At 62.3% G+C, this 24129-nt stretch carries 26 protein-coding genes; 9 read left to right on the top strand and 17 right to left on the bottom strand.

The genetic code is table 11. The annotated features are described in order from the left end of the window. Positions 1 to 76 precede the first annotated feature (76 nt). Positions 77 to 997, bottom strand: coding sequence for a flagellin (locus FHX11_RS06105; RefSeq protein ID WP_184356111.1), 921 nt, complete (start codon positions 995 to 997; stop codon positions 77 to 79). A 292-nt stretch (positions 998 to 1289) separates the two neighbouring features. On the opposite strand from FHX11_RS06105, the gene FHX11_RS06100 reads away from it, so the two are divergent. Together FHX11_RS06100 and FHX11_RS06095 are read left to right on the top strand one after the other, a co-directional pair. Then, positions 1290 to 2777, top strand: a complete 1488-nt coding sequence (locus FHX11_RS06100) for a pyridoxal-dependent decarboxylase (protein ID WP_184356109.1) — start codon at positions 1290 to 1292, stop codon at positions 2775 to 2777. Then, positions 2771 to 4015 (top strand): tetratricopeptide repeat-containing protein, encoded by a 1245-nt coding sequence (locus FHX11_RS06095; RefSeq protein ID WP_184356107.1) that lies wholly within the window; start codon positions 2771 to 2773, stop codon positions 4013 to 4015. Before FHX11_RS06100 ends, FHX11_RS06095 begins: the two co-directional genes overlap by 7 nt. Before the next feature lie 97 nt (positions 4016 to 4112). Here the strand turns inward: FHX11_RS06095 and FHX11_RS06090 are convergent, their stop codons facing one another. Together FHX11_RS06090 and FHX11_RS06085 are read right to left on the bottom strand one after the other, a co-directional pair. Then, positions 4113 to 5018 (bottom strand): flagellin, encoded by a 906-nt coding sequence (locus FHX11_RS06090; protein ID WP_184356104.1) that lies wholly within the window; start codon positions 5016 to 5018, stop codon positions 4113 to 4115. Positions 5019 to 5274: 256 nt separating this feature from the next. Continuing rightward, positions 5275 to 6180 carry a flagellin gene (locus FHX11_RS06085; RefSeq protein WP_184356102.1) on the bottom strand — a complete coding sequence of 302 codons (906 nt, stop codon included), beginning with the start codon at positions 6178 to 6180 and terminating at the stop codon, positions 5275 to 5277. A gap of 333 nt (positions 6181 to 6513) precedes the next feature. On the opposite strand from FHX11_RS06085, the gene FHX11_RS06080 reads away from it, so the two are divergent. Continuing rightward, on the top strand, positions 6514 to 8457 hold the full coding sequence (locus FHX11_RS06080) for a glycosyl transferase (RefSeq protein WP_184356100.1): 1944 nt from the start codon (positions 6514 to 6516) through the stop codon (positions 8455 to 8457). A 279-nt stretch (positions 8458 to 8736) separates the two neighbouring features. On the opposite strand, the gene fliP is transcribed toward FHX11_RS06080, so the two are convergent. The 13 genes from fliP to flgF form a co-directional block, all read right to left on the bottom strand. Further along, positions 8737 to 9495 carry a flagellar type III secretion system pore protein FliP gene (gene fliP / locus FHX11_RS06075; protein WP_184356098.1) on the bottom strand — a complete coding sequence of 253 codons (759 nt, stop codon included), beginning with the start codon at positions 9493 to 9495 and terminating at the stop codon, positions 8737 to 8739. Then, on the bottom strand, positions 9492 to 9992 hold the full coding sequence (locus tag FHX11_RS06070) for a flagellar basal body-associated FliL family protein (RefSeq protein ID WP_184356096.1): 501 nt from the start codon (positions 9990 to 9992) through the stop codon (positions 9492 to 9494). Before FHX11_RS06070 ends, fliP begins: the two co-directional genes overlap by 4 nt. A 34-nt stretch (positions 9993 to 10026) precedes the next feature. Next, positions 10027 to 10743 carry a flagellar basal body L-ring protein FlgH gene (gene flgH / locus FHX11_RS06065; RefSeq protein WP_184356094.1) on the bottom strand — a complete coding sequence of 239 codons (717 nt, stop codon included), beginning with the start codon at positions 10741 to 10743 and terminating at the stop codon, positions 10027 to 10029. Continuing rightward, entirely contained in the window at positions 10740 to 11291 is a 552-nt protein-coding gene (locus tag FHX11_RS06060; RefSeq protein ID WP_184356092.1) for a MotE family protein, read from the bottom strand. The genes flgH and FHX11_RS06060 overlap by 4 nt, the downstream gene beginning before the upstream one ends. Next, positions 11288 to 12406 (bottom strand): flagellar basal body P-ring protein FlgI, encoded by a 1119-nt coding sequence (locus FHX11_RS06055; protein ID WP_184356091.1) that lies wholly within the window; start codon positions 12404 to 12406, stop codon positions 11288 to 11290. Before FHX11_RS06055 ends, FHX11_RS06060 begins: the two co-directional genes overlap by 4 nt. Further along, complete coding sequence (flgA, locus tag FHX11_RS06050) at positions 12403 to 12903, bottom strand: flagellar basal body P-ring formation chaperone FlgA (protein WP_184356089.1); 501 nt, start codon at positions 12901 to 12903, stop codon at positions 12403 to 12405. Before flgA ends, FHX11_RS06055 begins: the two co-directional genes overlap by 4 nt. A gap of 18 nt (positions 12904 to 12921) precedes the next feature. Further along, complete coding sequence (gene flgG / locus FHX11_RS06045) at positions 12922 to 13710, bottom strand: flagellar basal-body rod protein FlgG (RefSeq protein ID WP_184356087.1); 789 nt, start codon at positions 13708 to 13710, stop codon at positions 12922 to 12924. 95 nt (positions 13711 to 13805) lie between these two features. Continuing rightward, on the bottom strand, positions 13806 to 14156 hold the full coding sequence (locus FHX11_RS06040) for a flagellar hook-basal body complex protein FliE (protein ID WP_184356085.1): 351 nt from the start codon (positions 14154 to 14156) through the stop codon (positions 13806 to 13808). Beyond that, positions 14153 to 14572, bottom strand: coding sequence for a flagellar basal body rod protein FlgC (gene flgC / locus FHX11_RS06035; protein ID WP_184356083.1), 420 nt, complete (start codon positions 14570 to 14572; stop codon positions 14153 to 14155). Before flgC ends, FHX11_RS06040 begins: the two co-directional genes overlap by 4 nt. A 16-nt stretch (positions 14573 to 14588) precedes the next feature. Then, complete coding sequence (gene flgB, locus FHX11_RS06030) at positions 14589 to 14981, bottom strand: flagellar basal body rod protein FlgB (RefSeq protein WP_184356081.1); 393 nt, start codon at positions 14979 to 14981, stop codon at positions 14589 to 14591. A gap of 118 nt (positions 14982 to 15099) precedes the next feature. Next, positions 15100 to 15645, bottom strand: a complete 546-nt coding sequence (locus tag FHX11_RS06025) for a flagellar protein (protein WP_184356080.1) — start codon at positions 15643 to 15645, stop codon at positions 15100 to 15102. A 1-nt stretch (position 15646) separates the two neighbouring features. Next, a complete protein-coding gene (fliI, locus tag FHX11_RS06020) occupies positions 15647 to 17035 on the bottom strand; it encodes a flagellar protein export ATPase FliI (protein WP_184356078.1) in 1389 nt (462 codons plus the stop codon). A 12-nt stretch (positions 17036 to 17047) separates the two neighbouring features. After that, complete coding sequence (gene flgF / locus FHX11_RS06015; protein WP_184356076.1) at positions 17048 to 17782, bottom strand: flagellar basal-body rod protein FlgF; 735 nt, start codon at positions 17780 to 17782, stop codon at positions 17048 to 17050. Between the two features lie 223 nt (positions 17783 to 18005). On the opposite strand from flgF, the gene motA reads away from it, so the two are divergent. The 6 genes from motA (at position 18006) to FHX11_RS05985 (ending at position 23224) form a co-directional block, all read left to right on the top strand. Further along, a complete protein-coding gene (motA, locus tag FHX11_RS06010) occupies positions 18006 to 18878 on the top strand; it encodes a flagellar motor stator protein MotA (protein WP_184356074.1) in 873 nt (290 codons plus the stop codon). 5 nt (positions 18879 to 18883) lie between these two features. Further along, positions 18884 to 19828 (top strand): FliM/FliN family flagellar motor switch protein, encoded by a 945-nt coding sequence (locus FHX11_RS06005; protein WP_184356072.1) that lies wholly within the window; start codon positions 18884 to 18886, stop codon positions 19826 to 19828. A 66-nt stretch (positions 19829 to 19894) separates the two neighbouring features. Further along, positions 19895 to 20431: a flagellar motor switch protein FliN gene (gene fliN, locus FHX11_RS06000; RefSeq protein ID WP_184356070.1), complete on the top strand. Its 537-nt coding sequence runs from the start codon at positions 19895 to 19897 to the stop codon at positions 20429 to 20431. A gap of 132 nt (positions 20432 to 20563) precedes the next feature. After that, entirely contained in the window at positions 20564 to 21607 is a 1044-nt protein-coding gene (fliG, locus tag FHX11_RS05995) for a flagellar motor switch protein FliG (protein WP_184356068.1), read from the top strand. Positions 21608 to 21699: 92 nt separating this feature from the next. Further along, positions 21700 to 22779 (top strand): flagellar biosynthesis protein FlhB, encoded by a 1080-nt coding sequence (gene flhB / locus FHX11_RS05990; RefSeq protein ID WP_184356066.1) that lies wholly within the window; start codon positions 21700 to 21702, stop codon positions 22777 to 22779. A gap of 4 nt (positions 22780 to 22783) precedes the next feature. Then, positions 22784 to 23224 (top strand): hypothetical protein, encoded by a 441-nt coding sequence (locus FHX11_RS05985; RefSeq protein WP_184356064.1) that lies wholly within the window; start codon positions 22784 to 22786, stop codon positions 23222 to 23224. Between the two features lie 154 nt (positions 23225 to 23378). Here FHX11_RS05985 and FHX11_RS05980 read toward each other — a convergent pair whose 3' ends face one another. After that, entirely contained in the window at positions 23379 to 24125 is a 747-nt protein-coding gene (locus tag FHX11_RS05980; RefSeq protein WP_184356062.1) for a helix-turn-helix transcriptional regulator, read from the bottom strand. Positions 24126 to 24129 lie beyond the last annotated feature (4 nt).

Below are 24129 nucleotides of genomic sequence, written 5' to 3'. Positions count from 1 at the left end.
GGGTTAACAAAAGCTTATATGCGGCGGCAAGAAAGAAATGCCGCCGCCGGATCATCGCGCAAGCTTCAGTCAAGGCTCAGCGGAAGAGCGACAGAACGTTCTCAGCGCTGCTATTGGCGATCTGCAGCGACTGGATGGCCAATTGCTGCTGCGTCTGCAGCGCCGAGAGCTTGCTCGATTCCTCTTCCATGTCGGCATCGACCAGCTTGCCGACACCGGAATCGATGGTGTCGCGGAGGGTGGAAACGAAGCTCGTCTGCAGGTCGATGCGGGTCGACAGCGAGCCGAGCTGCGAGGCGGTGCTGGTCATGGCGTTCAGCGCCGACTGCACCAGGTTCATCGCCAGACCGATATCGCCGCTCGTCATGCTGCTGATGTCGAGGCTGAAGACGGAATAGGCCGTGCCGTTGATGTCCTGGGTCGTGCCGAGAATGCCGGAGGTGGTATCGATCACACCGCTGGCATCGGCGCCGAACATGACATTGCCCTGCGATCCCGTATCGAAGGCGTAACTCGTGCTGTTGACCGCAACCGAGCCGTCATTGTTGCGCACGAAGGAGGAGACGACCGAGGCGGAGGCACCGTCGGCGGCGATCATCCAGTTCTGGCCGGAGAAGGATGCGGATTGCGCAATGCTCTCGAGCTGCTGCTGGAGCTGCGAGATTTCCTCCTGAACATCCGCCTTGTCGACGCTGTTTTCCGTTGCCGCGACCAGCTTGTCCTTGATCTGCTGGACGACGGTGATCGAGTTGTCCATGGCCGTATAGGCGGTATCGACCTTGGCGGCGCCGAGGCCCAGCGCATCGGAAACGGCCGAGAGCGCGCTGTTGTCGGAACGCATCGTCGTCGCGATCGACCAATAGGCGGCGTTGTCCGAGGCCTTGGCGACACGATAGCCGGAGGAAACCCGGTTTTGCGTATCCTCCAGGTTCGTGCTGATCCCGCGCAGGGTCTGGAGAGCGGACATTGCCGCGTCATTGGTCAGGATGCTGGTCATCGAAAGGTGCCCCTTATGGCTTTATGGGAAGGGACATTCCGGTCTGCGGCCGGGAACGGCAATCAGCTTCATGCCTGTTAACCGGCCCTTAGGGGAAGTTAACCAACCGTTGCGTTAGCCGCAAATGACAACATCAGCCTTAATAAAAGGTTAACGACCGGGCAAAAAAGTTAACGAAGCATTTTCCATAAGCCTGTGTGCCCGACCTTAAACCGGCGGGCCGGCCAGGTCAGCCTCGCGCATCTTACGCGGCATAAGATCGCCGGAATAGTCAGGCAGGCGCGGAGTCGACATGTTGAATTTGCAAGGCGGCGGATTGTCGGGGGATGTCTCCCGGCAACGGACGAGCCTCGACCCCGCCGATTGGCAGGCCCTGCGCCAACAGGGCCACCGGATGCTCGACGACATGCTCGACCATTTGCAGACGCTCTCCGAAAAGCCGGTCTGGCAAGCCGCGCCAGCTTCAGCGCGCGCGCTTTTCGATGTGCCCCTGCCCGTCGAACCCACCGAAATCGCCGATGTGCACGCCCTGTTCCGCGACCACGTCCTGCCCTATGGCAGCGGCAATATCCATTCGGGATTCATGGGCTGGGTGCAAGGCGGCGGAACGGTTGCCGGCATGCTGGCCGACATGCTGGCGGCAGGCCTCAACGCCAATCTCGGCGGCCGCGACCACATGCCGATCGAGGTCGAGCGACAGATCATCCGATGGGTGCGGCAGATCTTCTCCTTTCCGGACACCGCCGGCGGCCTGTTCCTGACGGGCGCCTCGCAAGCCAATTTCGTCGCGCTGCTGATCGCAAGGACGCGCAAGCTCGGCGCCGCCATACGCGCCGAAGGACTGCCCGCGGAGCCTCGGCTCGTGGCCTATGCCTCGAGCGAGGTGCATGGCTGCGTGCCCCGCGCCTTCGAAATGTCGGGCATCGGCAGCGACCAGCTGAGGCGCATCCCCGCCAATGCTGCCGGACAGATCGACATTGGAGCGCTTCAAGCCGCGATCCTCCGCGACAGGCAAGAAGGCTATTTGCCCTTCCTGATCGTCGGAACGGCGGGAACGGTCAATACCGGCGCGGTCGACGATCTCATCGCGCTGCGCGGCATCGCCGACGCCCATGACCTGCATTTTCACGTCGACGGCGCCTTGGGAGCCCTGGGCATTCTCAGCGATGACCTCGCCCACCTGTTCACGGGCATCGAAAGCTGCGATTCGCTGGCCTTCGATTTCCACAAATGGGGCCAGGTTCCCTATGATGCGGGTTTCCTTCTCGTTCGCGACAGCGCGTGGCAGCGCCAGACCTTCGCCTCGGATGCGGCCTATCTCAGCCGCGCCGCCTCGGGGCTTGCGGGCGGAGACTGGTGGCCCTGCGACCACGGCCCCGACCTGTCGCGCGGCTTTCGCGCGCTGAAAACCTGGTTCACCCTGAAGACTTACGGCGTCAAGGCGCTTGGCGAATCGATGGCCGCCAATTGCGCCCTGGCGCGCGAGCTGGCGCGCCGGGTGGATGCGGAACCCGCGCTCAGGCTGCTTGCGCCGGTTGCGCTCAACATCGTCTGCTTTGCCTATGCCGGCCCCAAAGGCAACGCGCCAGCGGCGATCAACGCGCGGATTATCGAACATCTCCATGCCGAAGGGCGAGTCGCCCCGTCGCTGACATTCGTCAACGGACAGCCGGCCATTCGCGCGGCGATCGTCAACCACCGCACAAGGCAAGCCGACATTGACGCGCTGATCCAGGGCGTCTTGAAACTTGGTTCCCGACAGGATTTGCACCCATGCTGATGACACGCGGCCTTGCCGCCGACCATACCCTCGCAGACATCGACAAAGCCAGCCGCATCCTCGGCATGCAGAAGATCGTCTCGCTCATCTATGCCGGCACCGACGTGACGCCGCTCTGGAACGAGCTGGCCCAGCGCGTCGGCGAAAATGCCGGCGATGCGGCGGCCCTTTTCGACATGGCGACGATCCTGCAGACGGTCGGCCGCGCCGACGATGCCCGCCAGATGCTGCGCGATGCCGTGGCGCTGAAACGCGACTTCTGCGTGGTGCATGGGAATGGCCAGGGACCGCGATTGCTGGCCTTCGTGACGCCGGGCGATTTCATGGCCAATACGCCGCTGGATTTCCTGCTGGTCGGCAGCGATTGCCGCCTCTGGCTCTGCCACGTCGATGCCGGGACGACCGCGCTTGCGGACCTGCCGGAGCATGATGTCGCCTTCATGGCGATCGGCGAGTCCACCGAGAATGCCCCGGTGCTTGCCCGAATGCGGTCATTGTTGGCCGATTTCCGCGGCCCGATCATGAACAACGATCCGGAGCTCATCCGGCAACTGACGCGCGACGGCGTGAGCGACATGCTGGCCGGCGAGCCTTCGATCCTGTCGCCGCGCACCCATCGCGTGCCTCGCGCGGATCTCGTTGCCGTCGGCGCGGGTGAGAAACAGCTGCATGACTGTGCGCCTGGACTTACATTTCCACTCGTCGTCAGGCCGATCAGCACGCATGCCGGCCACGGGATGGAACGCCTCGCCGACCTCCCGGCGCTCTCGGCGTGGCTCGAGACGCAGCCGGCACCCGAGCTCTACGTCGCGCCCTTCATCGATTTTCGCGGTGCCGACGGCTTGTACAACAAGCAGCGCGTGGTGTTCATCCATGGCAAGGCCTTTGCCAGCCACATGGCGCTCTCGGAGCACTGGATGGTGCACTATCTCAGCGCCGGCATGGCGGAGAGCGCGGCAAAGCGGGCGGTCGAACAGACGTGGATGGAGGATTTCGACACGGATTTCGCAATCCGCCACAAAGAGAGCTTCGAGGCGCTCCACCGCCGCATCGGGCTCGACTATTTCGGCATAGACTGCGCCGAATTGCCCGACGAGCGCCTGCTGGTCTTCGAACTCGATGTGGCCATGGTGGTTCACAACATGGATAGCGCCACGGTCTATCCCTACAAGCAGGTGGCGATGCGCAAGCTGTTCGACGCCTTCGTCGCCGCGCTGCGCAAGAAGGCAACGGCGTGAACGGCACGCCTTGAAAAGGCAAACCGCGCCTTTGGACAAGGCGCGGTGAATTCGCAGTTCGGATAGTGCCGTCGGCGCGAAGCGCCGGCCGTTGCTCTTAACGGAAGAGCGACAGGATCGACTGGCTCGAGGAGTTGGCGATCGACAGCGACTGGACGGCGAGCTGCTGCTGCGTCTGCAGAGCAGACAGCTTGCTGGACTCTTCTTCCATGTCGGCATCGACCAGCTTGCCAACGCCCGATTCGATCGAGTCGGAGAGCGAGGAAGCGAAGGTCGTCTGCAGGTCGATACGGGTGGAGATCGAGCCGAGGCGCGAACCCATGCTGGTCATGGCGTTCAGAGCGGTCTGGACCATGTCGAGGGCAGTGGAAACCTGGCCCGAGGTCATGCCGGTGATGTCCAGGCTGAAGACCGAGTAGGAGCCGGTGACGGTGCCGAGAATGCCCGACGTGGTGTCGATCGTGCCGGAGTTCGAGCCGAACAGAACGTTGCCGGTTGCGCCGGAGTCGAAGGCGTAGGAGGTCGTGCTGACCGAAACCGTGCCGTTGGTGCCGCGGATGAACGAGGAAACGACGGCAGCGGAGTCGCCGCTGGCGGCCACAACCCAGTTTTCGCCGTTGAACGAAGCCGACTGGGCAACGCTCGAGAGCTGTGCCTGGAGCTGACCGATTTCTTCCTGGACGGACGACTTGTCGACGGAATCTTCCATCGCGGTGACAAGCTTGGACTTGATCTGGCTGACGATGTCGAGCGCGCTGGTGACGGCGGTGGTTGCCGTGTCAACCTTGGCGGCACCGAGGCCGAGGGCGTCGGAGACGGCGCTGATGGCGCTATCGTCAGACTTCATCGAGGTGGCGATCGACCAATAGGCGGCGTTGTCGGAAGCCTTGGAGATGCGCAGGCCGGACGAAACGGCGTTCTGCGTGTCCTGCAGGTTGCTGCTGATGCCACGCAGCGTCTGCAGAGCGGCCATTGCTGCATTGTTGGTAAGGATGCTCGTCATGATATTTGCCCCTTTGGCAGTTGTTGGATAAGGGACATTCCGGACCTAAAAACCGGTAACGGCACTCAGCATCATGCCTGTTAACCCAGTTGGTTAAGGTTAACTCGCCGTTTCAATGAGCATAGAAAACAGCAATATGGTTAAGAAAATCTGAACCGAGGCACGGCAAAAAATATAAAAAAAACCGCGCCTTAGGAAGGCGCGGTTAACTTCTTCTTCAGGATTTTCGTCTGGCGTCAGACGCCAGCTTCTGCTCTTAGCGGAAGAGCGACAGGATCGACTGGCTCGAGGAGTTGGCGATCGACAGCGACTGGATAGCCAGCTGCTGCTGCGTCTGCAGAGCAGACAGCTTGCTGGACTCTTCTTCCATGTCGGCATCGACCAGCTTGCCAACGCCCGACTGGATCGAGTCGGAGAGCGAGGAAGCGAAGCTGGTCTGCAGGTCGATACGGCTGGAGATCGAGCCGAGCTTCGAACCCATGCTGGTCAGCGCGTTCAGAGCGGTCTGGACCATATCGAGGGCGCTAGAGATCTGGCCCGAGGTCATGCTGGAGATATCCAGGCTGAAGACCGAGTAGGAGCCGGTGACAGTGCCGAGAATGCCCGACGTGGTGTCGATCGTGCCGGAGTTCGAGCCGAACAGAACGTTGCCGGTTGCGCCGGTATCGAAGGCGTAGGAGGTCGTGCTGACCGAAACCGTGCCGTTGCTGCCGCGGATGAACGAGGAAACGACCGAAGCGGAGTCGCCGCTCGCAGCCATGACCCAGTTTTCGCCGTTGAACGAAGCCGACTGGGCAACGCTCGAGAGCTGTGCCTGGAGCTGGCCGATTTCTTCCTGGACAGCGTCCTTGTCGACCGAGCCTTCCATGGCGGTGACGAGCTTGTCCTTGATCTGGCCGACGACGTCGATGGCGCTGGTGACGGCGGTGGAAGCCGTGTCAACCTTGGCGGCACCGAGGCCGAGAGCGTCGGAGACGGCGCCGAGGGCGCTGTCGTCGGACTTCATCGAGGTGGAGATCGACCAATAGGCGGCGTTGTCGGAAGCCTTGGAGATGCGCAGGCCGGACGAAACGGCGTTCTGCGTGTCCTGCAGGTTGCTGCTGATGCTGCGCAGCGTCTGGAGGGCGGCCATTGCGGAATTGTTGGTGTTGATGCTGGTCATGAGTGTGTCCCCGAAAACTGAATACAAAAAGGAGGACATACCGGACTTCGAATACCGGCGATGACGGAGCGGCTTCATGCTCCTCGGCCCCATTTCCTAGCGGACCAAACCCGTCATGTGGAGGGTAAGCTCGCATGCATTGCTTGCGAATTCCTTAAACGGACCGCCCGCGAAGACGGCTGTCACCAACGTGGCTAACAATGCGTAAAGGGCGCAATCATCCGCCGCTTCGGTTTCAGGCAAGCTACGTGCGCGATGATCCCGCGAATCCAGGATGACGGACCTCGGCTTTCGGCCGGCGCCTGTTCAACGTTTCGCTCGGAGTTCTCGCTCGTGACCATGAAAAACACCTTTGTGACAGCGTCCAATCTCTACCAGAAGGGACAATATACGCGCGCGCTCGAAACGCTGAACCAGCTGCTCAATACCGATACGTCGCCCAAGACCTACGCACTGCTGGCAAAAACGCTGCTCAAGCTCGGCTTCAGATCGGATGCCGCCAAGGCCTATGAACTGGCCGGCCGGCAGAAGCCCCATCGCGAGGACTATCTGCGCGAAGCCCTGCTGCTCCATGCCGAATGCGGCAATGAAGACCAGGCCTTGTCGATCGGCAGCCTGATCCTGCCGCTGGCTTTCAAGGACCCGGAACTGGCCTATGCGCTGGTCCGCATCTTCCTCGGCCGTCAGCAGAAGGAACTGCTCACCGGCTTCAAGACCGTGCTGGTCGACGGACCGGAGCTTCGGCACCGGCTGATGGCCGCAAAACTGCTGACCGACGACCTCTACGACGAGAGCAACCGGCATATCGTCGCGACACTGTTCAAGAACCATCCCGACAACATCGTCTTCCGCACGCTCTACCTGATCTTCGCCCGCGAAGTGTCCGACCTCGCAACGGTCGACAAGCACATGGCGCCGGTCAAGGCAGCCATAGCGGCTGGAAATTTCGACCATGTCACGCCCGATAACCCATTCTTCCACCTGCATTGGTGCGGCGACGAAGCCATCAACAAGCTTGCATTCCACGATACCGTGCCGCTGCCGGCAGGACATGCTGAGGCACGCCGCCGGGCGCCACATGCCTGGTCCGACAAGATCCGCATCGGCTATCTCTCGGCAGACTTCTGGCCGGGCCATGCGACGATGAAGCTCATGCAACGGATTCTGGAGCTGCACGACCGGAGCCGGTTCGAGATCACCCTCTTCGACCATTCGCCGCTCGCCTCGCAGCGCGAGCAGGAGTTCGACTATTCGCGCTGGGGACGGATGATCGATATCCGCGGCCTCTCCGATCAGGCCGCCGCCGAGGCCATCCGCGCCCAGGGCATCGATATTCTCGTCGACCTCAAGGGCCATACCAAGGATAGCCGAGCGCGCATCCTCAATCACATGGCCGCCCCCATCCAGGTAGCATGGCTCGGCTTTCCCGGCACCGCCGTCAATATCGACCTCGACTACATCATCGGCGACGCCTACGTGCTGCCGGATCATTCCAAGCCGCATTTCCACGAGAAATTCTGCCGCCTGCCGGAATGCTATCAGCCGAACGACCCGATCTATCGCCCGAAGCCACGGCCGACAACACGCGCCCAGCACGGGTTGCCAGAGGATGCCTTCGTCTTCGCCTCGTTCAACGGCAACCGCAAGATCACCTCGCAGATGGTCGACGTCTGGTGCAATATCCTCAAGCGCAGCAAGAACAGCGTCCTTTGGCTGCTCTGCAACGGCCCACGCGCCGAAGCCAATCTGTGGGCGCGGCTCGAGGCGCGCGGCGTCAACCGCAAGCGCGTCGTCTTCACCACCCGTATCCGCTACGAGGATCATATCGACCGCCAGCAGCTTGCCGATCTCGGCCTCGACACCTTCCCGGTGAACGGTCATACCACCACCTCGGAGCAGCTCTGGGGCGGCCTGCCGGTCCTGACGATGAAAGGCACCAACTTCGCCTCACGCGTCAGCGAAAGCCTGCTCAACGCCATCGGCGTCCCGGAGCTGGTGGCCGCGGATGTCCAGGCCTATGAAGACATGGCCGTCGAGCTTGCCGGACAGCCCGAGCGTGTCGCCAAGTTCAAGGAGACCCTGGTGGCGAACCGTTACGTCATGCCGCTCTTCGACGCCGAACGCTTCACCAGCCATCTGGAAACCGCCTATGACATGATGGCCGCCCGCGCCCGGCAAGGCCTGCAGCCGGATCACATGGACGTGGCGGCCCTGCCTCGGCGCACCGAGCCGTTCCATGACGAGAGCGCGAATGCAGCGGCGATCGCCGCCGAATAGGAAAGCGAGATCGACGGGGACGGCAAGGCGGACAGCCTTGGCGTCCCGGTCACTATTCCAAGGCCTGCCTTACTAGAAAATTGCCGACCATCTGGACCAGATCGTTCATCGATCGTGGTAAAGCCCATTGGGGCCAGATCGCAGCTTCAAGAAGCAAGCCGACGGCAATGAATGTGGCAATCCCGCATAGATCCAGCCCACCGCATCTGCCGATGTCACTACAGGCCGCCGTGTCAGCCATGGACGCAAGGCTGGCGATGCAGGTGTTGCGTCCGCAGATTAATGGAAAGAGCGCACGAGGCTGCCGACCAGCAGGTTCCAGCCGTCGATCAGCACGAAGAACAGGATCTTGAAGGGCAGCGAGATCGATGTCGGCGGCAGCATCATCATGCCCATCGCCATGACGATGGTCGAGACGATCAGGTCGATCACCAGGAACGGCAGCACCACCAGGAAGCCGATTTCGAAACCGCGGCGGATTTCCGAAATCATGAAGGCCGGGATCAGGACGCGATAGTCGATCTTGTTGTCGATCACCACCGTCTGTCCGCGCTCCTGCGCGAGATCGACGAAGAGCTTGATGTCCTTGTCACGCGTATTGTTGGCCATGAAGGTGCGGAAGGGCTCGGCGATCCGCACAACCGCATCCGCTTCCGAGATCTGGTTGGCCAAAAGCGGCTGCGCGCCCTCCTTCCATGCCTGATCGAAGGTCGGCGACATGACGTAGAAGGTCATGAACAGCGCCAGACTGAGCAGGATCATGTTCGACGGCGTGGTCGCAAGACCCATGCCCGAGCGCAGGATCGAAAAGGCGATGATGAAGCGCGGAAAGCTCGTCACCATGATGAGGATGCCGGGCGCGATCGACAGGATCGTCAGCAGCCCGAAGGTGCGGATGATCCAAGCCGCGACCGACCCGTTCACTGGGACGTTCAGGAGATCCGTCGGGATCTGTTGCGGCAATTGCTGCGCCATCGCCAGCTCGGGCGACAATATAGCAAATACTAATGTAGATAAAACAAGTAATAATCGAATCATTCGATCACGAAAGTCCTGAACATGACTTTCGATACGCGCCCTTCCGAGCGCAGGTCAACACGTTCCTGAATGTCATCCCGAAGATATTGCAGGCCGCGCGGGCCTTCGATCTGCTGCAGCGAGACGGTGCGGATATAGGCAAGGATATCCTGGTGGATGGCGCCGGCGAGCTGCGCATCCGGCTGGCCCTTGAATACCAGCGCGATTTCCAGACGAATCCAGTTCTGCGAGGGATAGCCGAGATTGGCGATGATCGGTTCCAACGGGACCATATTAGGCTCGACGGCCGCCGGCGCCTGCTTTTCACCCTCGCCGGTCTTGGCCGACGCCTGTACGGCGGCCGTGGCCGCCTTGATCCTCGGCGCGACCACGGTTCCGAGAAACCAGCCGCCGCCGCCGCCGAGAACCGTCAGGACCAGCAGTCCGGCAATGGTCATGACCAGCGGCGATCCCTTGCCCTTTTCCGATGCGTCTGCGGTTGCTGCCATGTCTCTCATCCGCCCGTTTACAAATAGTGCCTGCTGCCGACCGTCAGAGCGGCGACAGCAGATCGACCGCCTGCTGCCCCATCGGCGGCTGCTGGACTTCCGTCAGACGGCCGCGGCCGCCATAGGAGATGCGCGCCTCGGCGATCTTGTCGTAGGAAATGGTATTCTCCGAGGTGACGTCCTGCGGCCGCACGATGCCGGCGACGTTGAGGATGCGGATTTCCTGGTTCACACGGACTTCCTGGGAGCCGCTGATCATCAGGTTGCCGTTCTCGAGAATGCCGGTCACGACGGCGGCCACCAGCAGGTTGAGCTGCTCGGAACGCTTCATCTTGCCCTTGCCGTCGGTGCTGGTATCGGAGCCCGAGGTCGCATCGGCGTTGGTGGCGGGTTTCCAGCCGAAGATCTTGGCCGAGATATCCCAATTCATGTCGCTCTTGTTCGTGCGGCTGCGATTGGTCTCGTTATCCCAGTCCGCCTTGTCGTTGATCTGGATCGTGACGGTCAGGATGTCGCCGACATTGAGGGCGCGCGCGTCCTTGAAGAGCGCTGCCTGCGAATCGTTCCAGAGCGAATAGCCTTGCGCGACCTGATGCGGGCGCTTCGGATATTGCGACATCTGCGGCGTCTGCGCATATTGCAAACCGCTGCCGATCGGGCTCATGGCGGGCGCCCTGCCGATTTCCTTGAGAGCCTGCGGCGACTGGCAGCCGACGAGAGAAACGACGATCGCGCATGTGGCCGTTAGACGCATGTTCATGAGGGGTCCTTCGACTTCGATGTATTCGGATCGGACGCGCTGGCGATGATGTTGGTGATCACCGCCGCCTTCTGTGCATCCATTTCCGCGAGGATGAGGCTCGACTGGCGTGCGGAAAGCTTCATGATGATCGCCGCGGCCACCGTGACCTTGACATCGTTGAGGCTTGCCGCGGCCGCATCCGGTTTCATGTTCTTGTAGATATCGACCAGGCCGAGGTCGGCGGTCTTGAGGAAATCGTCCCGGCGCTTCAGCCAGTCCTCGTATTCCGCCTTGCGCTTGTCCATGGTGGCGATGCGCTCATCGACGTCGGCGCGCAGTTTCTCCAGTTCCTGTTTCTGCAGGAGATAACGCTGATCGCGGGCCGGATCGGCGATGTTGGTGCAGAACCGCCGGATCTCGTCCTGGCTCGACGCCGGATCGGCAGGCTGCTTTGCGGCCTCCTGCGCCTCTACGGCACAGACCGACAGCAGCAGCGCGGCCACGACGGGAGCCGCCGCGGCGCGGCCGGCGATCAGCAATTTGCGGGCGATGGCGATCGATCTCATTGCAGCACGAGCTCCGCTTGCAGGGCGCCGGCCGATTTGATGCCCTGCAGGATGGCGATGATGCCGTCCGGCTTGACGCCGATATTGTTCAGACCGGAGACCAGCGTCTTCAGGTCAGGCCCTTCGAGCACGGCGACGCGGCCGCCGCTCTTGGTCGCGGTGATATCCGTCTGGTCCTGAACCGCCGTCTCGCCGTTCGAGAAGGGTTCCGGCTGGATGATCTGCGGATTTTCGCTCACCTGAACCGTCAGCGTGCCATAGCTGACCGCGACCGGCGAGACGCGGACGTCGGCCCCGATGACGATGGTGCCGGTGCGTTCGTTGATGACCACCTTGGCCGGCGTATCCGTCTGGACGGCGAGATTTTCGATATCCGCCATCAGCCGCGTCAGGTCGGCCATCTTCGGCTTGCTGATCGTGACCTCCTGCGAATCCTTGGCCTCGGCGATCGGTGCGCCGAAACGCGAGGTCGCCCAGGCATTGACGCTATCGGTGATGCGGACCGAGGTGGAGAAGTCCGGATTGCGCAATTGCAGGACCAGATTGACCGAATCCTTGAACCGCGACGGCAGCTCGCGCTCGATAATGGCACCGCCCGGCACGCGGCCGGCGGTCGTGGTGCCCTCGGTGACGCTGGCGGCCGCCCCCTGCGCCTGGAAGCCGGAGACGATGACCGAGCCCTGGGCCACGGCATAGATCTGGCCGTCGGCGCCGCTGAGCGAGGTCATGATCAGCGTACCGCCGCGAAGCGAGGTCGCGTCGCCGAGCGAGCTCACCGTGACGTCCAGGCGGCTGCCGGGGCTTGCGAAGGGCGGCAGATTGGTCGTCACCATCACGGCGGCGGTGTTCTTGGCGGCGGACTGGCCGCCCTGGGTGGAGATGCCGAGATTCTGCAGCATCGCGCGCATGGACTGCTCGGTAAACGGCGAGGCGCGCAGGCTGTCGCCCGTTCCCTGCAAACCGACGATCAGGCCATAGCCGATGAGCTGGTTGTCGCGGCCGGCCTGCAGAGAGGCGATGTCCTTGATGCGTGACTGGATCGCCCAGGCCGGGTCGCCGACGACCAGGCCGGGCAAGGCCAGCAGAACCGCGAGGAAGTGGCGAAGCCTTTTCATTTCGAAACCACGCGGATCGTACCGTTCTCAAGCACCGTGCCGCTGACGATGATGCCTGAATCGAGATTGCGAGCCCGCACGCTATCGCCGACCGCACCGTCGTCCAGCGGTGTTCCGGCCGCGGTGATCGTCATGCTGCCCATGCTCATCACCAGGCGTGCGTTCTGGCCACGCGTCACCGCATAGGGCTGGCGAAGGGCGGAGATCGAGATGGTCCGGCCGGGCAGAAGCGTGCGCTTCGACACGAGGCCGGTGACGTCCCGGAGCCGCTTGGCGTAATCGCCGCTGAGGTTGGGATTGGTGACCTCGACCTCCTCGAGCTGGCCGCTGCTGATGACATCGCCGGGATAGATCGTCTCGGTCGGGACGACGGCTGTCCCCAGGCTGCCTTCGTCCGTGCTCGTCGCGCCGGCGGGAGCAACCGACACGAACATGACGGAGAGGCTCGCCGCGGCGAACCAGGCCATTGCTAAGCTTTTCATCCGGCGAAACCTCATGTTCGGCCCGTCCCTTTGTTACTTCAGGTTCTTGCTGACGATCTGCGCCATGTCGTCGGCCGTCGTGATGACCTTGGAGTTCATCTCGTAGGCGCGCTGCGCGGTGATCAGATCGGTGATTTCCTTGACCGGATCGACGTTCGACGATTCGAGATAGCCCTGCTTCAGATAGGCGAAGCCGTTCTCGTTGGGATCGGAGACGACCGGATCGCCAGAAGCCGGCGTCTGGGTGAAGAGATTGCTGCCCATCGGCTGCAGGCCCGCTTCGTTGACGAAGTTGGCGATCTGCAGCTGGCCGAGAACGGTCGGCGTCGTCGCCGTGCCGATCGTCGCCGCGACCTCGCCGGACTGGCTGATGGTGACGTTGCTGGCATTGTTCGGGATGGTGATGCCGGGCTGCAGCACATTGCCGTCAGGCGTGACGATCTGGCCGGTATCGCTCTTGTTGAAGGAGCCGGCGCGGGTATAGGCCGTCGTGCCGTCGGGCATCTGGATCTGGAACCAGCCGCGGCCGACCAGCGCGACGTCGAGATCGTTCGACGTCTGCGAGAGTTCGCCCTGGATCTGGATGTTGCGCACGGCCGTCGTCTGCACGCCGAGGCCGATATTGGCGCCTTCCGGCACCACCGCCTGGTTCGGCCGGTTGGCGATGCCCTTGGCGCGCTCGGTCTGGTAGAGAAGATCCGAGAACTCGGCGCGGGAGCGCTTGTAGCCCGTGGTGTTGATGTTCGCGATGTTGTTCGCGATCACTTCGAGATTGGTCTGCTGGGCGTCCATGCCCGTCGCGGCAATAGCGAGCGCTCTCATGTCTTCATCCTTCGAGCTGGAGCGCAAATCCCGAAGCCGCGAGGCGGCTTGAAACAGAATCGCGCCAAATCAAAAATTGGAGCGGGCGATCCGCCCTAGATCTGCATTTTCGTCACATCGAGAAAGGCGGAGACGACCTTGTCGCGCAGGGCGATCGCCGTCTGCAGCGTCTGATCCGCCTGCATGACCTTGTCGACCACCTCGCGGGTGCTCATCGTGCCCTTGATGCCGGCAAAGGAGGCGTTTTCGGCTTCCTTCAGGGTGTTGACGGTGTTTTTCGCCACGTCGGACATGACGGAGGCGAAGCTGCCCGCGGCGGCGGTGCCGACCGCCGCCTCCGGCGTCGAAGCGAGCGCGCCGGATACGGTGGAGGTCAGGTCCGTGGCGATACCGCCGAGACCGCGCGTGACCGAGAGGGAGGAGACATTCTTGATGGCGTCAATCATTGTGCGTTCTTCAAGAGATCGATGGTGGAGGAGATGAGGTCGCGGGTCTGGCGTACGGTCTGCAGATTGGCTTCGTAGGAGCGATTGGCCTCGCGCATGTCGGCCATTTCGACCAGGACGTTGACGTTCGGCATCTTGACGTAGCCCTTCTGGTCCGCCGCCGGATTGTCCGGGTCGTATTCTTCGACGAACTTGCCGGTGTCCTCGCCCATCTTCTTGACGCCGACCGTCGTCACGCCGCTGGCCCGGTCGAGCTCGGCGCCAAAGGTCACCGTCTTGCGGCGATACGGATCGGCGCCGGGCGTGTCGCCGGTCGAACGGGCGTTGGCGATGTTTTCGGAAACGACGCGCAGGCGGGTCGACTGAGCCTCCAGGCCCGAGCCCGCAATCTTCAATGCGGCAGATAGGGAGTCCATGGCACCTTCACTTCATCTATTGTTTTACGGTCATCAACATCATGCGATGAAAGGAGCTGACCAGGGCGGTGTTCAAGCTGTACTGCCGCTTGATTTCACCCGACTTGGCGAGCTCGTCTTCCAGGCCCACGGTGTTACCCGACTCCTGGACGCCGATTTCCTGGTTGAGCGACGCTTCCTCGACGTTGATGTCGCCGCTCTCGCTGAATTCGCTGCCGGAGAGATGCGCCGGATTGGTTCTCGCCATGCCGACATTCTCGTTGTCGAGAACGGCCTGGAATGGCGTCACATCCTTGGCACGGAACTTCGGCGTATTGGCATTGGCGATGTTGCCGGCAACAACCTCCTGACGCACCTGGAGCCACTCGGCTTGCCGCGAGGCCAGGTCAAAGAGCTGAATGGGTTGCATGGGCTTCTCTCCGTTCTTACAACAATGACCCTAGAGGGATAATCTTGCGTGGGACTTGCGGTCGGCGCGTTCTTGCGAAAGTCTTGGTCGCGCCTGTTTTCCAGGCGATTTCACCGTCTCATTCATGGCTGTAGACATCGCCCGTGGAGGTGACGATCACCCATCGTCCGTCCCGCTGCTCGATGGTCGCCAGGCGGCTGTTGTCGGGCAGGACCGAACCGACGCGCACGACATACATGCCGGTGTCGTCCTCGATCAGCGCCCGGCCGTTGGCGACATGCAAAAGATGGAAGGGCGACTTGCCGGGGAAAGGCTGATCCTCCGCCGGCGGTCCCTTGTCATCCTCCCGCCCGACGCTGCTGACCGTCGCCGTCGTCATCGGATCGGGAAGGAACTCCTTCTGTCCGTTTGGATTCTTGTTGGCCATGGCGAGTGGGGAAACATTGACGATCTCGCGCCCTTTCCAATGCGGCAGGTCCCGCGTGCGGTCGCCTTCGGCGACCTGAATGCCGAACTTGTCCGGGTTCAGGAACACATACCAGGGGAAGAAGGCCGAGACGCCCGCAAGCAGCAGGCCGGTGCAGGTCAGCACCTTGTCGGTCATGGTCCGCCTTTTCGCCTGCATCGGCGGAGCGACCGGTTCGTCTGCGTCGGATTCTCTCACGTCAGCCTCTCTTTGCTGGAGTGACTGCGACCGAACCGTTCTTCAGAGCGGTCGCGAGATCGGTGAAGGCGTCTGCCGATGGCCGCTCGCCGGGTGTCTGCTTCAGGATCTCGTAGATGATCGGCACCTGGCGGACGGCGATATCGAGATCCGCGTCGCTGCCCTGGCGATAGCCGCCGATCAATCTCAGATCGCGGGTTTCCTCGTAGCGGTGCACGAGCGCCTTCAGGCGCGACACCAGTTTCTCCTGATCCGAGGTCCAGGCCTTGCGCGCCAGGCGCGACACCGAGGCCAGAGGATCGATCGGCGGGTAGCGCCCCTCCTCCGCCAGGCTGCGCTGCAGGACGATGTGGCCGTCGAGGATGCCGCGGGTGGAATCGGCGATCGGATCGTTGTGATTGTCGCCGTCGACGAGGATGGAGATGATCGCGGTGATCGTACCCGTGCCCTCCGGTCCCGGCCCGGCGCGCTCGAGAAGACGCGGCAGCTCGGTGAAGACCGAGGCGGGATAGCCGCGCGCGATCGGCGGTTCGCCGGATGCCGTCGCGACCTCGCGGATGGCATGGGCGAAACGGGTGACGCTGTCGACGATGAGCAGCACGTTGTCGCCCTGGTCGCGGAAATGCTCGGCGATGGTGATGGCCGACAGCGGCGCCATCTTGCGCAGCATCGGGCTCTCGTCGCTGGTGGCGACGACGGCGACCGACTTGCTCATATGCGGACCGAGCGTATCCTCGATGAATTCGCGGACTTCGCGGCCGCGCTCGCCGACCAGCGCGATCACCACCTTGTCGAAGGCGTCGGCACGGGCCAGCATGGACAACAGCGTCGATTTGCCGACACCGGAGCCGGCGAAGATGCCGAGACGCTGGCCGAGGCAGAGCGGCGAGAAGATATCGATGGCGCGCACGCCGGTCCTGAAGCCGGTCTCGACGCGTTTACGCGTCATGGAAGGCGGCGCGGTGTTGGAGATCGAGCGCGGCTGCGGGCCTGCCGTCAGCGGCCCGAGGCCGTCGATCGGCTCTCCCAGCGAATTGATCGTGCGGCCGCACCAGCCATCGGCCGGCGAAATGCGGAAGGCGCCCTTGCGGATGACGGTATCGTGGATGCCGATCGGCTCGCCCGGCTCGATCGGACAGACATAGGTCAGCTCCGGCTCGACGCGCACGACCTCGCCGAGATGGATGCCGGTCGGCGAACGATGGGCGACGAATTCGCCCAGCCGTACATGTCTGGAGATGCCCGCGACGGTATAATGCCCGGCCGCGATGGTGCGCACATGGCCGCCATGGGCGACTGCGTTTTCCGCCATCGCATATTGGCTCGCCAAGGCGGCCATATGCGAAAGCTTCGGGGAGATCGCCCCCGCCGGCATTCGGTCATCGAACATGATGCGCCCCTCTTACTGGCTGCCGCCAAGGGTCTTGATCGCGTCCGAAAGCGTGCCTTCGCTGCTGTTGGTGAGCGTCGAGATATTGTCGAAGGCGCGGCTGACCTCGATGAGCTCGGTCATTGCCCGCATGCCGTTGACATTGGAGTTTTCGAGATAGCCCTGGGCGATCCCGATGCTCGAGCGGTCGACGACCGGCTGCGGCGTGTCGGTCGGCAGGACGCCGCTGTTGTCATAGCGCAGGAAGCCCTTGGTGACGTCGGAGCTGTAGAGGCCGATCTGGCCGACCTGCTTGCCGTTCTGGGCAATCGTGCCGTTCGAGGAGACGGTGGGTGCACCGCCGGACGGATCGAGCTGGATCGGCGCGCCGCCGGGATCGAGCACCGGATAGCCGCGGGCCGAGACCAGCGCGCCGCTGTCGGTCATGGTGAAGCGACCGTCGCGCGTCAGCACCAGGCCGGCCGGCGTGTTGAGGCCGAACCAGGCATCACCCTTGACGGCGAAGTCGAAGAGGTTACCGGTGTTCTGCAGCTCGCCATTATCCGTGGAAAGATAGTCGTTGCCCTGCGAGACGAAGGCCACCTTGGCGTTGAGCTTGTTTTCGGTATTGCTGAGCACCTGATTGAACTTGACCTCGGTGCCGCGGAAGCCCGTGGTGTTCACATTGGCCATATTGTCGGCGATCGTCGTCAAGCGCCGCTCAAGCGCCATCTGGGACGACAGCGCCACATAGATACCAGACTGCATTTTCAACGCCCTCCGGACATTGGAGAATAACGGGAAAGGAAACGCCGCCGGCGCTCCTACATTTCGTTAGCGGGGCATGGATGCCCTTACCCGTTACTGTGCCGGCATTGGCTTGTGCGAAGCTGACACGTCGAAACGCCTGCGAAAGCGCATGCCGAACAGCCTCACGCAAGGCAGCTCCCCTAGTTGATGGGAGGAAGCAACGTTCAGGTGTGGACTGGCGATGAATATTATTATCGGATTTGTAGTGACCTGCGGCTGCATCATTGGCAGCTTCATGGCGATGGGCGGGGATGTGAACGCGCTGTTCCAGCCCTTCGAATTTGTCATCATCGCGGGCGCCGGCATCGGCGGCTTCATCATGGCCAATCCGATGAAGGTCGTGAAGGATTCCGGCAAGGCCTTGCTCGAAGCCTTCCGGCATTCGATCCCCAAGGAGCGCGATTATCTCGACACGCTCGGCGTGCTCTATTCGCTGATGCGGGACCTGCGCACCAAGTCGCGCAACGAGATCGAGGCCCATATCGACAATCCGGACGAATCGGTGATCTTCCAGGCCGCCCCGACGGTGCTGAAGAACCGGGACCTGACGGCCTTCATCTGCGACTATGTCCGCCTCATCATCATCGGCAACGCCCGCTCGCACGAGATCGAGGCGCTGATGGACGAGGAACTCAACACCATCCAGCACGACAAGATGAAGCCCTATCACGCGATCACGATCATGGGCGATTCCTTCCCGGCCATCGGTATCGTCGCCGCCGTGCTCGGCGTCATCAAGGCGATGAGCCACATCAACGAATCGCCCGAAGTGCTGGGGCACCTCATCGGCTCGGCGCTGGTCGGCACCTTCCTCGGCATCATCCTGTCCTATTCGGTCTGCGCGCCGCTGGTCTCGCAGATCAAGATCGTGCGCAACAAACAGCACCGCCTCTACGTGATCGTGAAGCAGACGCTGCTCGCCTACATGAACGGCTCGGTGCCGCAGGTGGCGCTGGAATACGGCCGCAAGACCATCTCCTCCTACGAGCGGCCGTCCATCGACGCGGTCGAGCAGGAAATGATGAACCCCGGCGGTGAGAGCAAGGCGGCCTAACGATCATGAGCCAGCAATCCACGCATCCGAAACAGGCAATGGACCCCGTCCTCTTCGCCAAACTGACCGGCGGTCTCGGCGATCACGCGACCCTTACCAAGCTCGGCACCGCCTTCGGACAGGTCTATGCCGAGTTCCTCCCCGACATCATCAAGAGCGAAACCGGGATCGAGGTGTCCGTCGGCTATACCGGCTGCCGATCGGGGCTCATGAACGATCTCATCGCCGGCCTCGGCGGCAATTACGCCCTGGTGAACGGCTCGCTGCGCAACTGGGCGCCTAAATTCGTGCTCGGCTGCGGCGCCGGCTTCGTCATGAGCCTGATGGAGCATATGCTCGGCGCAAGGCCCGAAACCATCGAGACTCCGGCTCCCCGGCAGCTTTCGATGATCGAGCTCGATCTCTCCGTGATGGTCTTCGACAAGATCGCCAATGTGCTGCGCTCGGCCGTCAACGCGCCTGGCGGCTTCGAGCCCTATCTCGATCCGCCCTACAACGTCGAGGACCGGCCGATGCCGGTCGCCGGCCAGGCTGACGATTTCGCCGCCGCCATCCTGATGACGATCTCGCTCGGCAAGACCGTCTCGGAGATCATCGTCATCGCGCCGCAGCGGGAATTGCTGCGCACCGTGGTCAGCGCGCCGCGGGCGAAGAACCCGTCGGCCGGATCGCAGGCCTGGACCGAACAGCTCAGCGAGCAGGTACGCCGCTCGCATGTGACGCTGGAGGCTCGCATCCGGCTGCAGACGCTGACGCTGGACACCATCTCCAGGCTCGCCGTCGGCGACGTCATTCCCTTCATGGATACGGGCGACGTTCGCGTCGAGGTCAGCGCCAACAGCAAGGAACTCTATGTCTGCGAGTTCGGCCGATCCGGAGAAAACTACACCGTACGCGTCAAGGATACCGTGAACTCCGACGACGAGCTTCTTCGGCACCTGATGAATTGACCGGCTGGCGGGTGCGGCTCGCACCCACGGCAGCTTGAGGCAAGTTTCAACTGGAATAGTGATGTCATGGCTACGAAGACCACACAGAAAAGCAGCGAGGATTCGCTGGAGCTGACAAACAGCGACGCCGCACTGGACGAGGCCATTGATGGCCTGCGCGGCGTGCTGAAGAAAGATACCGACGGCGGCGCACCGGATTTCGATGTCGATGCCTTCGGGGCGGAAACCGGCGCCGGCCTTCCCGCGTTCGGCGGCGATTTCGGCGACGGCGATGCGGACACCGCCTTCGGTGCCGGTGATTTCGGCGGCGACACCTTCGCCGAGACCGCCGCTCCGGGCAGCGCGATGGCCGCCAACATGGACCTGATCATGGATATCCCGATCGATGTCCAGATCGTGCTCGGCAGCAGCCGCATGCAGGTCTCCGGCCTGATGAACCTCACGGAAGGCGCCATCATCGCCCTCGACAAGAAGATCGGCGAGCCGGTGGAAATCACCGTCAATGGCCGGCGGATCGGCCGCGGCGAGATCACCGTGCTGGACGGTGACGACACCCGCTTCGGCATCAAGCTTATCGAACTGTCCAATACCCGATCGAAATAAGCCGTTTCGCACGATCTATTTGATGACGCATGAATTTTTCCGGAGCACCTTTCTGCTCCGGAAGCAGACTTCGGAAAGACTGACTTCTTTTCAGAATAAGCCCACTCCCTGTTCGGGACGGAGATGAAGACCATGATGGACTTTGACGATTTCAGCGGCAGCCTTGCCGAGAAACCGTTGTCACAGGCTGAAAAAGCCGCTGCCGTTCTGCTTGCCATGGGAAAGCAGGTGGCGGGACGTCTGCTCAAATATTTCACCCAGCATGAATTGCAGCTCATCATCGCCTCGGCGCAATCGCTGCGGCTGATCCCGCCGGACGAACTGGCGCAGCTCGTCGCCGAATTCGAGGATCTCTTCACCGAAGGCGCCGGCCTGATGGACAACGCCAAGGCGATCGAGAGCATCCTCGAGGAAGGCCTGACACCCGACGAGGTCGACAGCCTGCTCGGCCGACGCACGGCCTTCCAGGCCTACGAAGCCTCGATCTGGGATCGTCTCGGCGAAGCGGACCCGAGCTTCGTCGCCAGGTTCTTCCTGCGCGAACATCCGCAGACCATCGCCTATGTGCTGTCGATGATGCCGTCCTCCTTCGGCGCCAAGATCCTGCTGCAGCTCCCGGAAGAGCAGCGCGCCGACATCATGAACCGCACGGTCAATCTCAAGGATGTCAGCCCGAAGGCGGCGCAGATCATCGAGAACCGCGTGCTGGGGCTGATGTCGGAAATCGACGCCGAGCGCAACGCCGCCGGCTCGACCAAGGTCGCCGACCTGATGAACGAACTGGACAAGCCGCAGGTCGACACATTGCTCACCTCGCTGGAAACCATCAGCAAGGAATCCGTCGATAAGGTGCGCCCGAAGATCTTCCTCTTCGACGATCTCACCTTCATGCCGCAGCAAAGCCGCGTCCTGCTGCTCAACGACATCGCCTCGGACATCATCACCATGGCGCTACGCGGTTCGACGAACGAAATGCGCGAGATCGTGCTTTCGTCGATCAGCCCGCGCCAGCGCCGCATGATCGAATCCGACCTGCAGGTGCCGAGCAACGGCCTCAATGCCCGCGAAATCGCCATCGCCCGGCGCGCCATCGCCCAGGAAGCCATCCGGCTCGCCAATTCCGGCCAGATCGAACTGAAGGCGAAGGACACGACACCTGTGGAGAAAGCCGCATAGTGGCGGCGCGACTCACCTGAATCGTCCTAGAATGCCCAAAAACAGGGCCGCGCGATGCGCGGCCTCTTTCCGTTTCGTGAAGGGCGGCTGCTTTGGCTGACGAAGACAAGGACAGTAAAACAGAGAAACCGACGGAGAAAAAACTCCGCGATACGATGGAGAAGGGCAATGTGCCCCACTCCAGGGAGGCGACCCTCTTCGCCTCCATGCTCGCGACGGTCATCTACGTCACCTTCTTCCTGCCGGAACGCATCGGGCGCATGGCCGAGACGCTGCGCGATCTCTTCGAGAAGCCCGATCAATGGAAGCTCGAAACCGGGCCGGACGCCATTTCGCTGTTTACCCGCATCGGCTGGGAGGTCGGCAACCTGCTCCTGCCGGCCATTGTCCTCTTCTTCGCCTTCGGCATCGGTTCCTCGATGTTCCAGAACCTGCCGACACCGGTGCTCGAACGCATCCGGCCGCAATTTTCGCGCATCTCGCCGGTTTCGGGCTGGAACCGTCTCTTCAGCATGACGGGTCTGGTGGAATTCGGCAAATCGCTCGCCAAGATCGTCATCGTCGGCATCATCATGTTCTTCGTGCTGCGCGGCCAGTTCTTCCATGCGATCGATTCGCTGGTGTCCGATCCGCAGACCATCTTCGTCCGGCTGTCGACCATCGTTCAGAAAATCCTGATCATCGTGCTGCTGGCGACCGCCATCGTCGGCATCGCCGACGTGCTGTGGAGCCGGTATCACTGGTTCGATCAGCTGAAGATGACCAAGCAGGAGGTCAAGGACGAATACAAGCAGGCGCAGGGCGACCCGATCGTCAAGTCGCGCCAGCGCTCCATCGCCCGCGATCGTGCCCGTCGGCGCATGATCAAGCAGGTGCCGCGCGCCACGCTCATCATCGCCAATCCGACCCATTTTGCCGTGGCGCTGCGCTATGTCCGCGAGGAAAACGACGCACCCGTCGTCGTTGCCAAGGGCCAGGACCTGATCGCGCTGAAGATCAGGGAGATTGCGGAGGCGAACGGAATTCCCGTTTTCGAAGATCCGCCGCTTGCACGCTCCATGTTTGCGCAAGTCTCGGTGGATAGTGTCATCCCGTCAGTGTTTTACAAGGCCGTCGCAGAGCTTATCCATCGGATCTACGCCGCGCAGTCGAATAGAAAACGGGTACGATAATCAAATGAAAAAATGCCCCTACTCTGCCCAACGTGAACGCATTCTCGCCGAAGCGATCAGCCCGGTCGCCAGCGAGCTGAGGCTCCTCGATGCGGCCGACCTGATTTCGCTGCTGCGATTCGAACGCTATGGCAATCTTGCCGACCTCGTGGCGTCGGCGGCCGAGCTCTATTTTCATCCCGGCACGGTCAATTTCGGGCTTGGGGGCGACTACAAGCTCGATTGGGGCGGGCCGGCGGAGGTCACGCTCGACCTTGAGATCAAGCCGCGCGGCGTCACCGTCTATGCCAAGCTCGCGCTGGCCGAACATCATGCCGGCATCGAGATCCATCATATCGCCTTCGAGAAGCCTTCGGCCGATCCGGACGAAAATACCGCCCTGCTCGCCCGCAGCCTGCAGGATGCGCGCTATGCGATCGCCAGCAGCGCGACGGAAGCGGCTTGAAAGGGGTGAGAACCCCGGTTCTCACGATGAAGATCCGCTTGGGGCAGTTCATGGCTTCTCGAAAGCACGGAACTGCCCTATCTCATTGTTCTCGCACAATTCCGGACGGAAAACCGCTCCGCATTGTTCCCGGAATTGCTCGAGGGTGCCGCCGTCAGCTGATATAGCCGAAGCGGATCGCCTTCGCGATCGCCTGGATGCGGTTGACGCTGTCGAGCTTGATCGTGGCCGAGCCGAGATAGGCATTGACGGTATGCACCGACAGGCCGAGCTTCTCGGCAATCTCTTCGCTGATCCGGCCGTCGCCGGCGAGCTGGAGGCAGGCGATCTCCCGTTCGCTCAAGGCTTCCGCCGCCGGCGAGCGGCGCTCGTCGAGCGACAGAAGCTCCAGCATGATCTGGCAGCTGCGGCCATGCAGCTCGACGATCATGTCACTGGCGAGATCCATGAACTTCGCGGCGAAAACGACATAGCCATTGCCGACGGAGCCGAGCCGCACCGGGAAGGCGACGCCGGCAAAGGGCAGGAGATGCGGTTTCAGGCGCTGGGTGAAGGCGGCAAAATCCGGCGTCTCGGCCGTGCTGTCGCTGTCGCGGCCATTCCACATCAGCGGCAGCAGCGATTTCTCGATATGCTCGATCATCGCCTCACCATAGGCGTCCACGAAGGCCTTGTTCATGACGGGATTGGCCGAGCCCCAGTTTTCCAGCTCGCAGACCAGGCGCTGCTTGCTCGGCAGGCCGGAGCCGCTGACGCGATAAACGGCGAAATTCTGCGCGTCGATCAGCTTCTGCATCGACACCAGCTTCGGGAAGAGATCGGAGCGGCCGGAAATCCGCTGCGAGCGGACAAGTCTCGTTTCGCCCGGTGTCTCCGTCGCCCTGTCCGGCTGGTATCGCATTCGG

This window comes from Rhizobium sp. BK602, assembly GCF_014195095.1.
In the GTDB taxonomy this organism is placed as follows: domain Bacteria; phylum Pseudomonadota; class Alphaproteobacteria; order Rhizobiales; family Rhizobiaceae; genus Rhizobium.
The sequence above is the reverse complement of the archived record's forward strand: the minus strand, read 5'-3'. Positions and strand labels throughout refer to the sequence as shown.

Coding starts and splice junctions, on each gene's coding strand:
- FHX11_RS06105 (WP_184356111.1), bottom strand. CDS start 997: ATGACCAGCATCCTGACCAATGACGCGGCAATGTCCGCTCTCCAGACC.
- FHX11_RS06100 (WP_184356109.1), top strand. CDS start 1,290: ATGTTGAATTTGCAAGGCGGCGGATTGTCGGGGGATGTCTCCCGGCAA.
- FHX11_RS06095 (WP_184356107.1), top strand. CDS start 2,771: ATGCTGATGACACGCGGCCTTGCCGCCGACCATACCCTCGCAGACATC.
- FHX11_RS06090 (WP_184356104.1), bottom strand. CDS start 5,018: ATGACGAGCATCCTTACCAACAATGCAGCAATGGCCGCTCTGCAGACG.
- FHX11_RS06085 (WP_184356102.1), bottom strand. CDS start 6,180: ATGACCAGCATCAACACCAACAATTCCGCAATGGCCGCCCTCCAGACG.
- fliP (WP_184356098.1), bottom strand. CDS start 9,495: ATGATTCGATTATTACTTGTTTTATCTACATTAGTATTTGCTATATTG.
- FHX11_RS06070 (WP_184356096.1), bottom strand. CDS start 9,992: ATGAGAGACATGGCAGCAACCGCAGACGCATCGGAAAAGGGCAAGGGA.
- flgH (WP_184356094.1), bottom strand. CDS start 10,743: ATGAACATGCGTCTAACGGCCACATGCGCGATCGTCGTTTCTCTCGTC.
- FHX11_RS06060 (WP_184356092.1), bottom strand. CDS start 11,291: ATGAGATCGATCGCCATCGCCCGCAAATTGCTGATCGCCGGCCGCGCC.
- FHX11_RS06055 (WP_184356091.1), bottom strand. CDS start 12,406: ATGAAAAGGCTTCGCCACTTCCTCGCGGTTCTGCTGGCCTTGCCCGGC.
- flgA (WP_184356089.1), bottom strand. CDS start 12,903: ATGAGGTTTCGCCGGATGAAAAGCTTAGCAATGGCCTGGTTCGCCGCG.
- flgG (WP_184356087.1), bottom strand. CDS start 13,710: ATGAGAGCGCTCGCTATTGCCGCGACGGGCATGGACGCCCAGCAGACC.
- FHX11_RS06040 (WP_184356085.1), bottom strand. CDS start 14,156: ATGATTGACGCCATCAAGAATGTCTCCTCCCTCTCGGTCACGCGCGGT.
- flgC (WP_184356083.1), bottom strand. CDS start 14,572: ATGGACTCCCTATCTGCCGCATTGAAGATTGCGGGCTCGGGCCTGGAG.
- flgB (WP_184356081.1), bottom strand. CDS start 14,981: ATGCAACCCATTCAGCTCTTTGACCTGGCCTCGCGGCAAGCCGAGTGG.
- fliI (WP_184356078.1), bottom strand. CDS start 17,035: ATGTTCGATGACCGAATGCCGGCGGGGGCGATCTCCCCGAAGCTTTCG.
- flgF (WP_184356076.1), bottom strand. CDS start 17,782: ATGCAGTCTGGTATCTATGTGGCGCTGTCGTCCCAGATGGCGCTTGAG.
- motA (WP_184356074.1), top strand. CDS start 18,006: ATGAATATTATTATCGGATTTGTAGTGACCTGCGGCTGCATCATTGGC.
- FHX11_RS06005 (WP_184356072.1), top strand. CDS start 18,884: ATGAGCCAGCAATCCACGCATCCGAAACAGGCAATGGACCCCGTCCTC.
- fliN (WP_184356070.1), top strand. CDS start 19,895: ATGGCTACGAAGACCACACAGAAAAGCAGCGAGGATTCGCTGGAGCTG.
- fliG (WP_184356068.1), top strand. CDS start 20,564: ATGATGGACTTTGACGATTTCAGCGGCAGCCTTGCCGAGAAACCGTTG.
- FHX11_RS05985 (WP_184356064.1), top strand. CDS start 22,784: ATGAAAAAATGCCCCTACTCTGCCCAACGTGAACGCATTCTCGCCGAA.
- FHX11_RS05980 (WP_184356062.1), bottom strand. CDS start 24,125: ATGCGATACCAGCCGGACAGGGCGACGGAGACACCGGGCGAAACGAGA.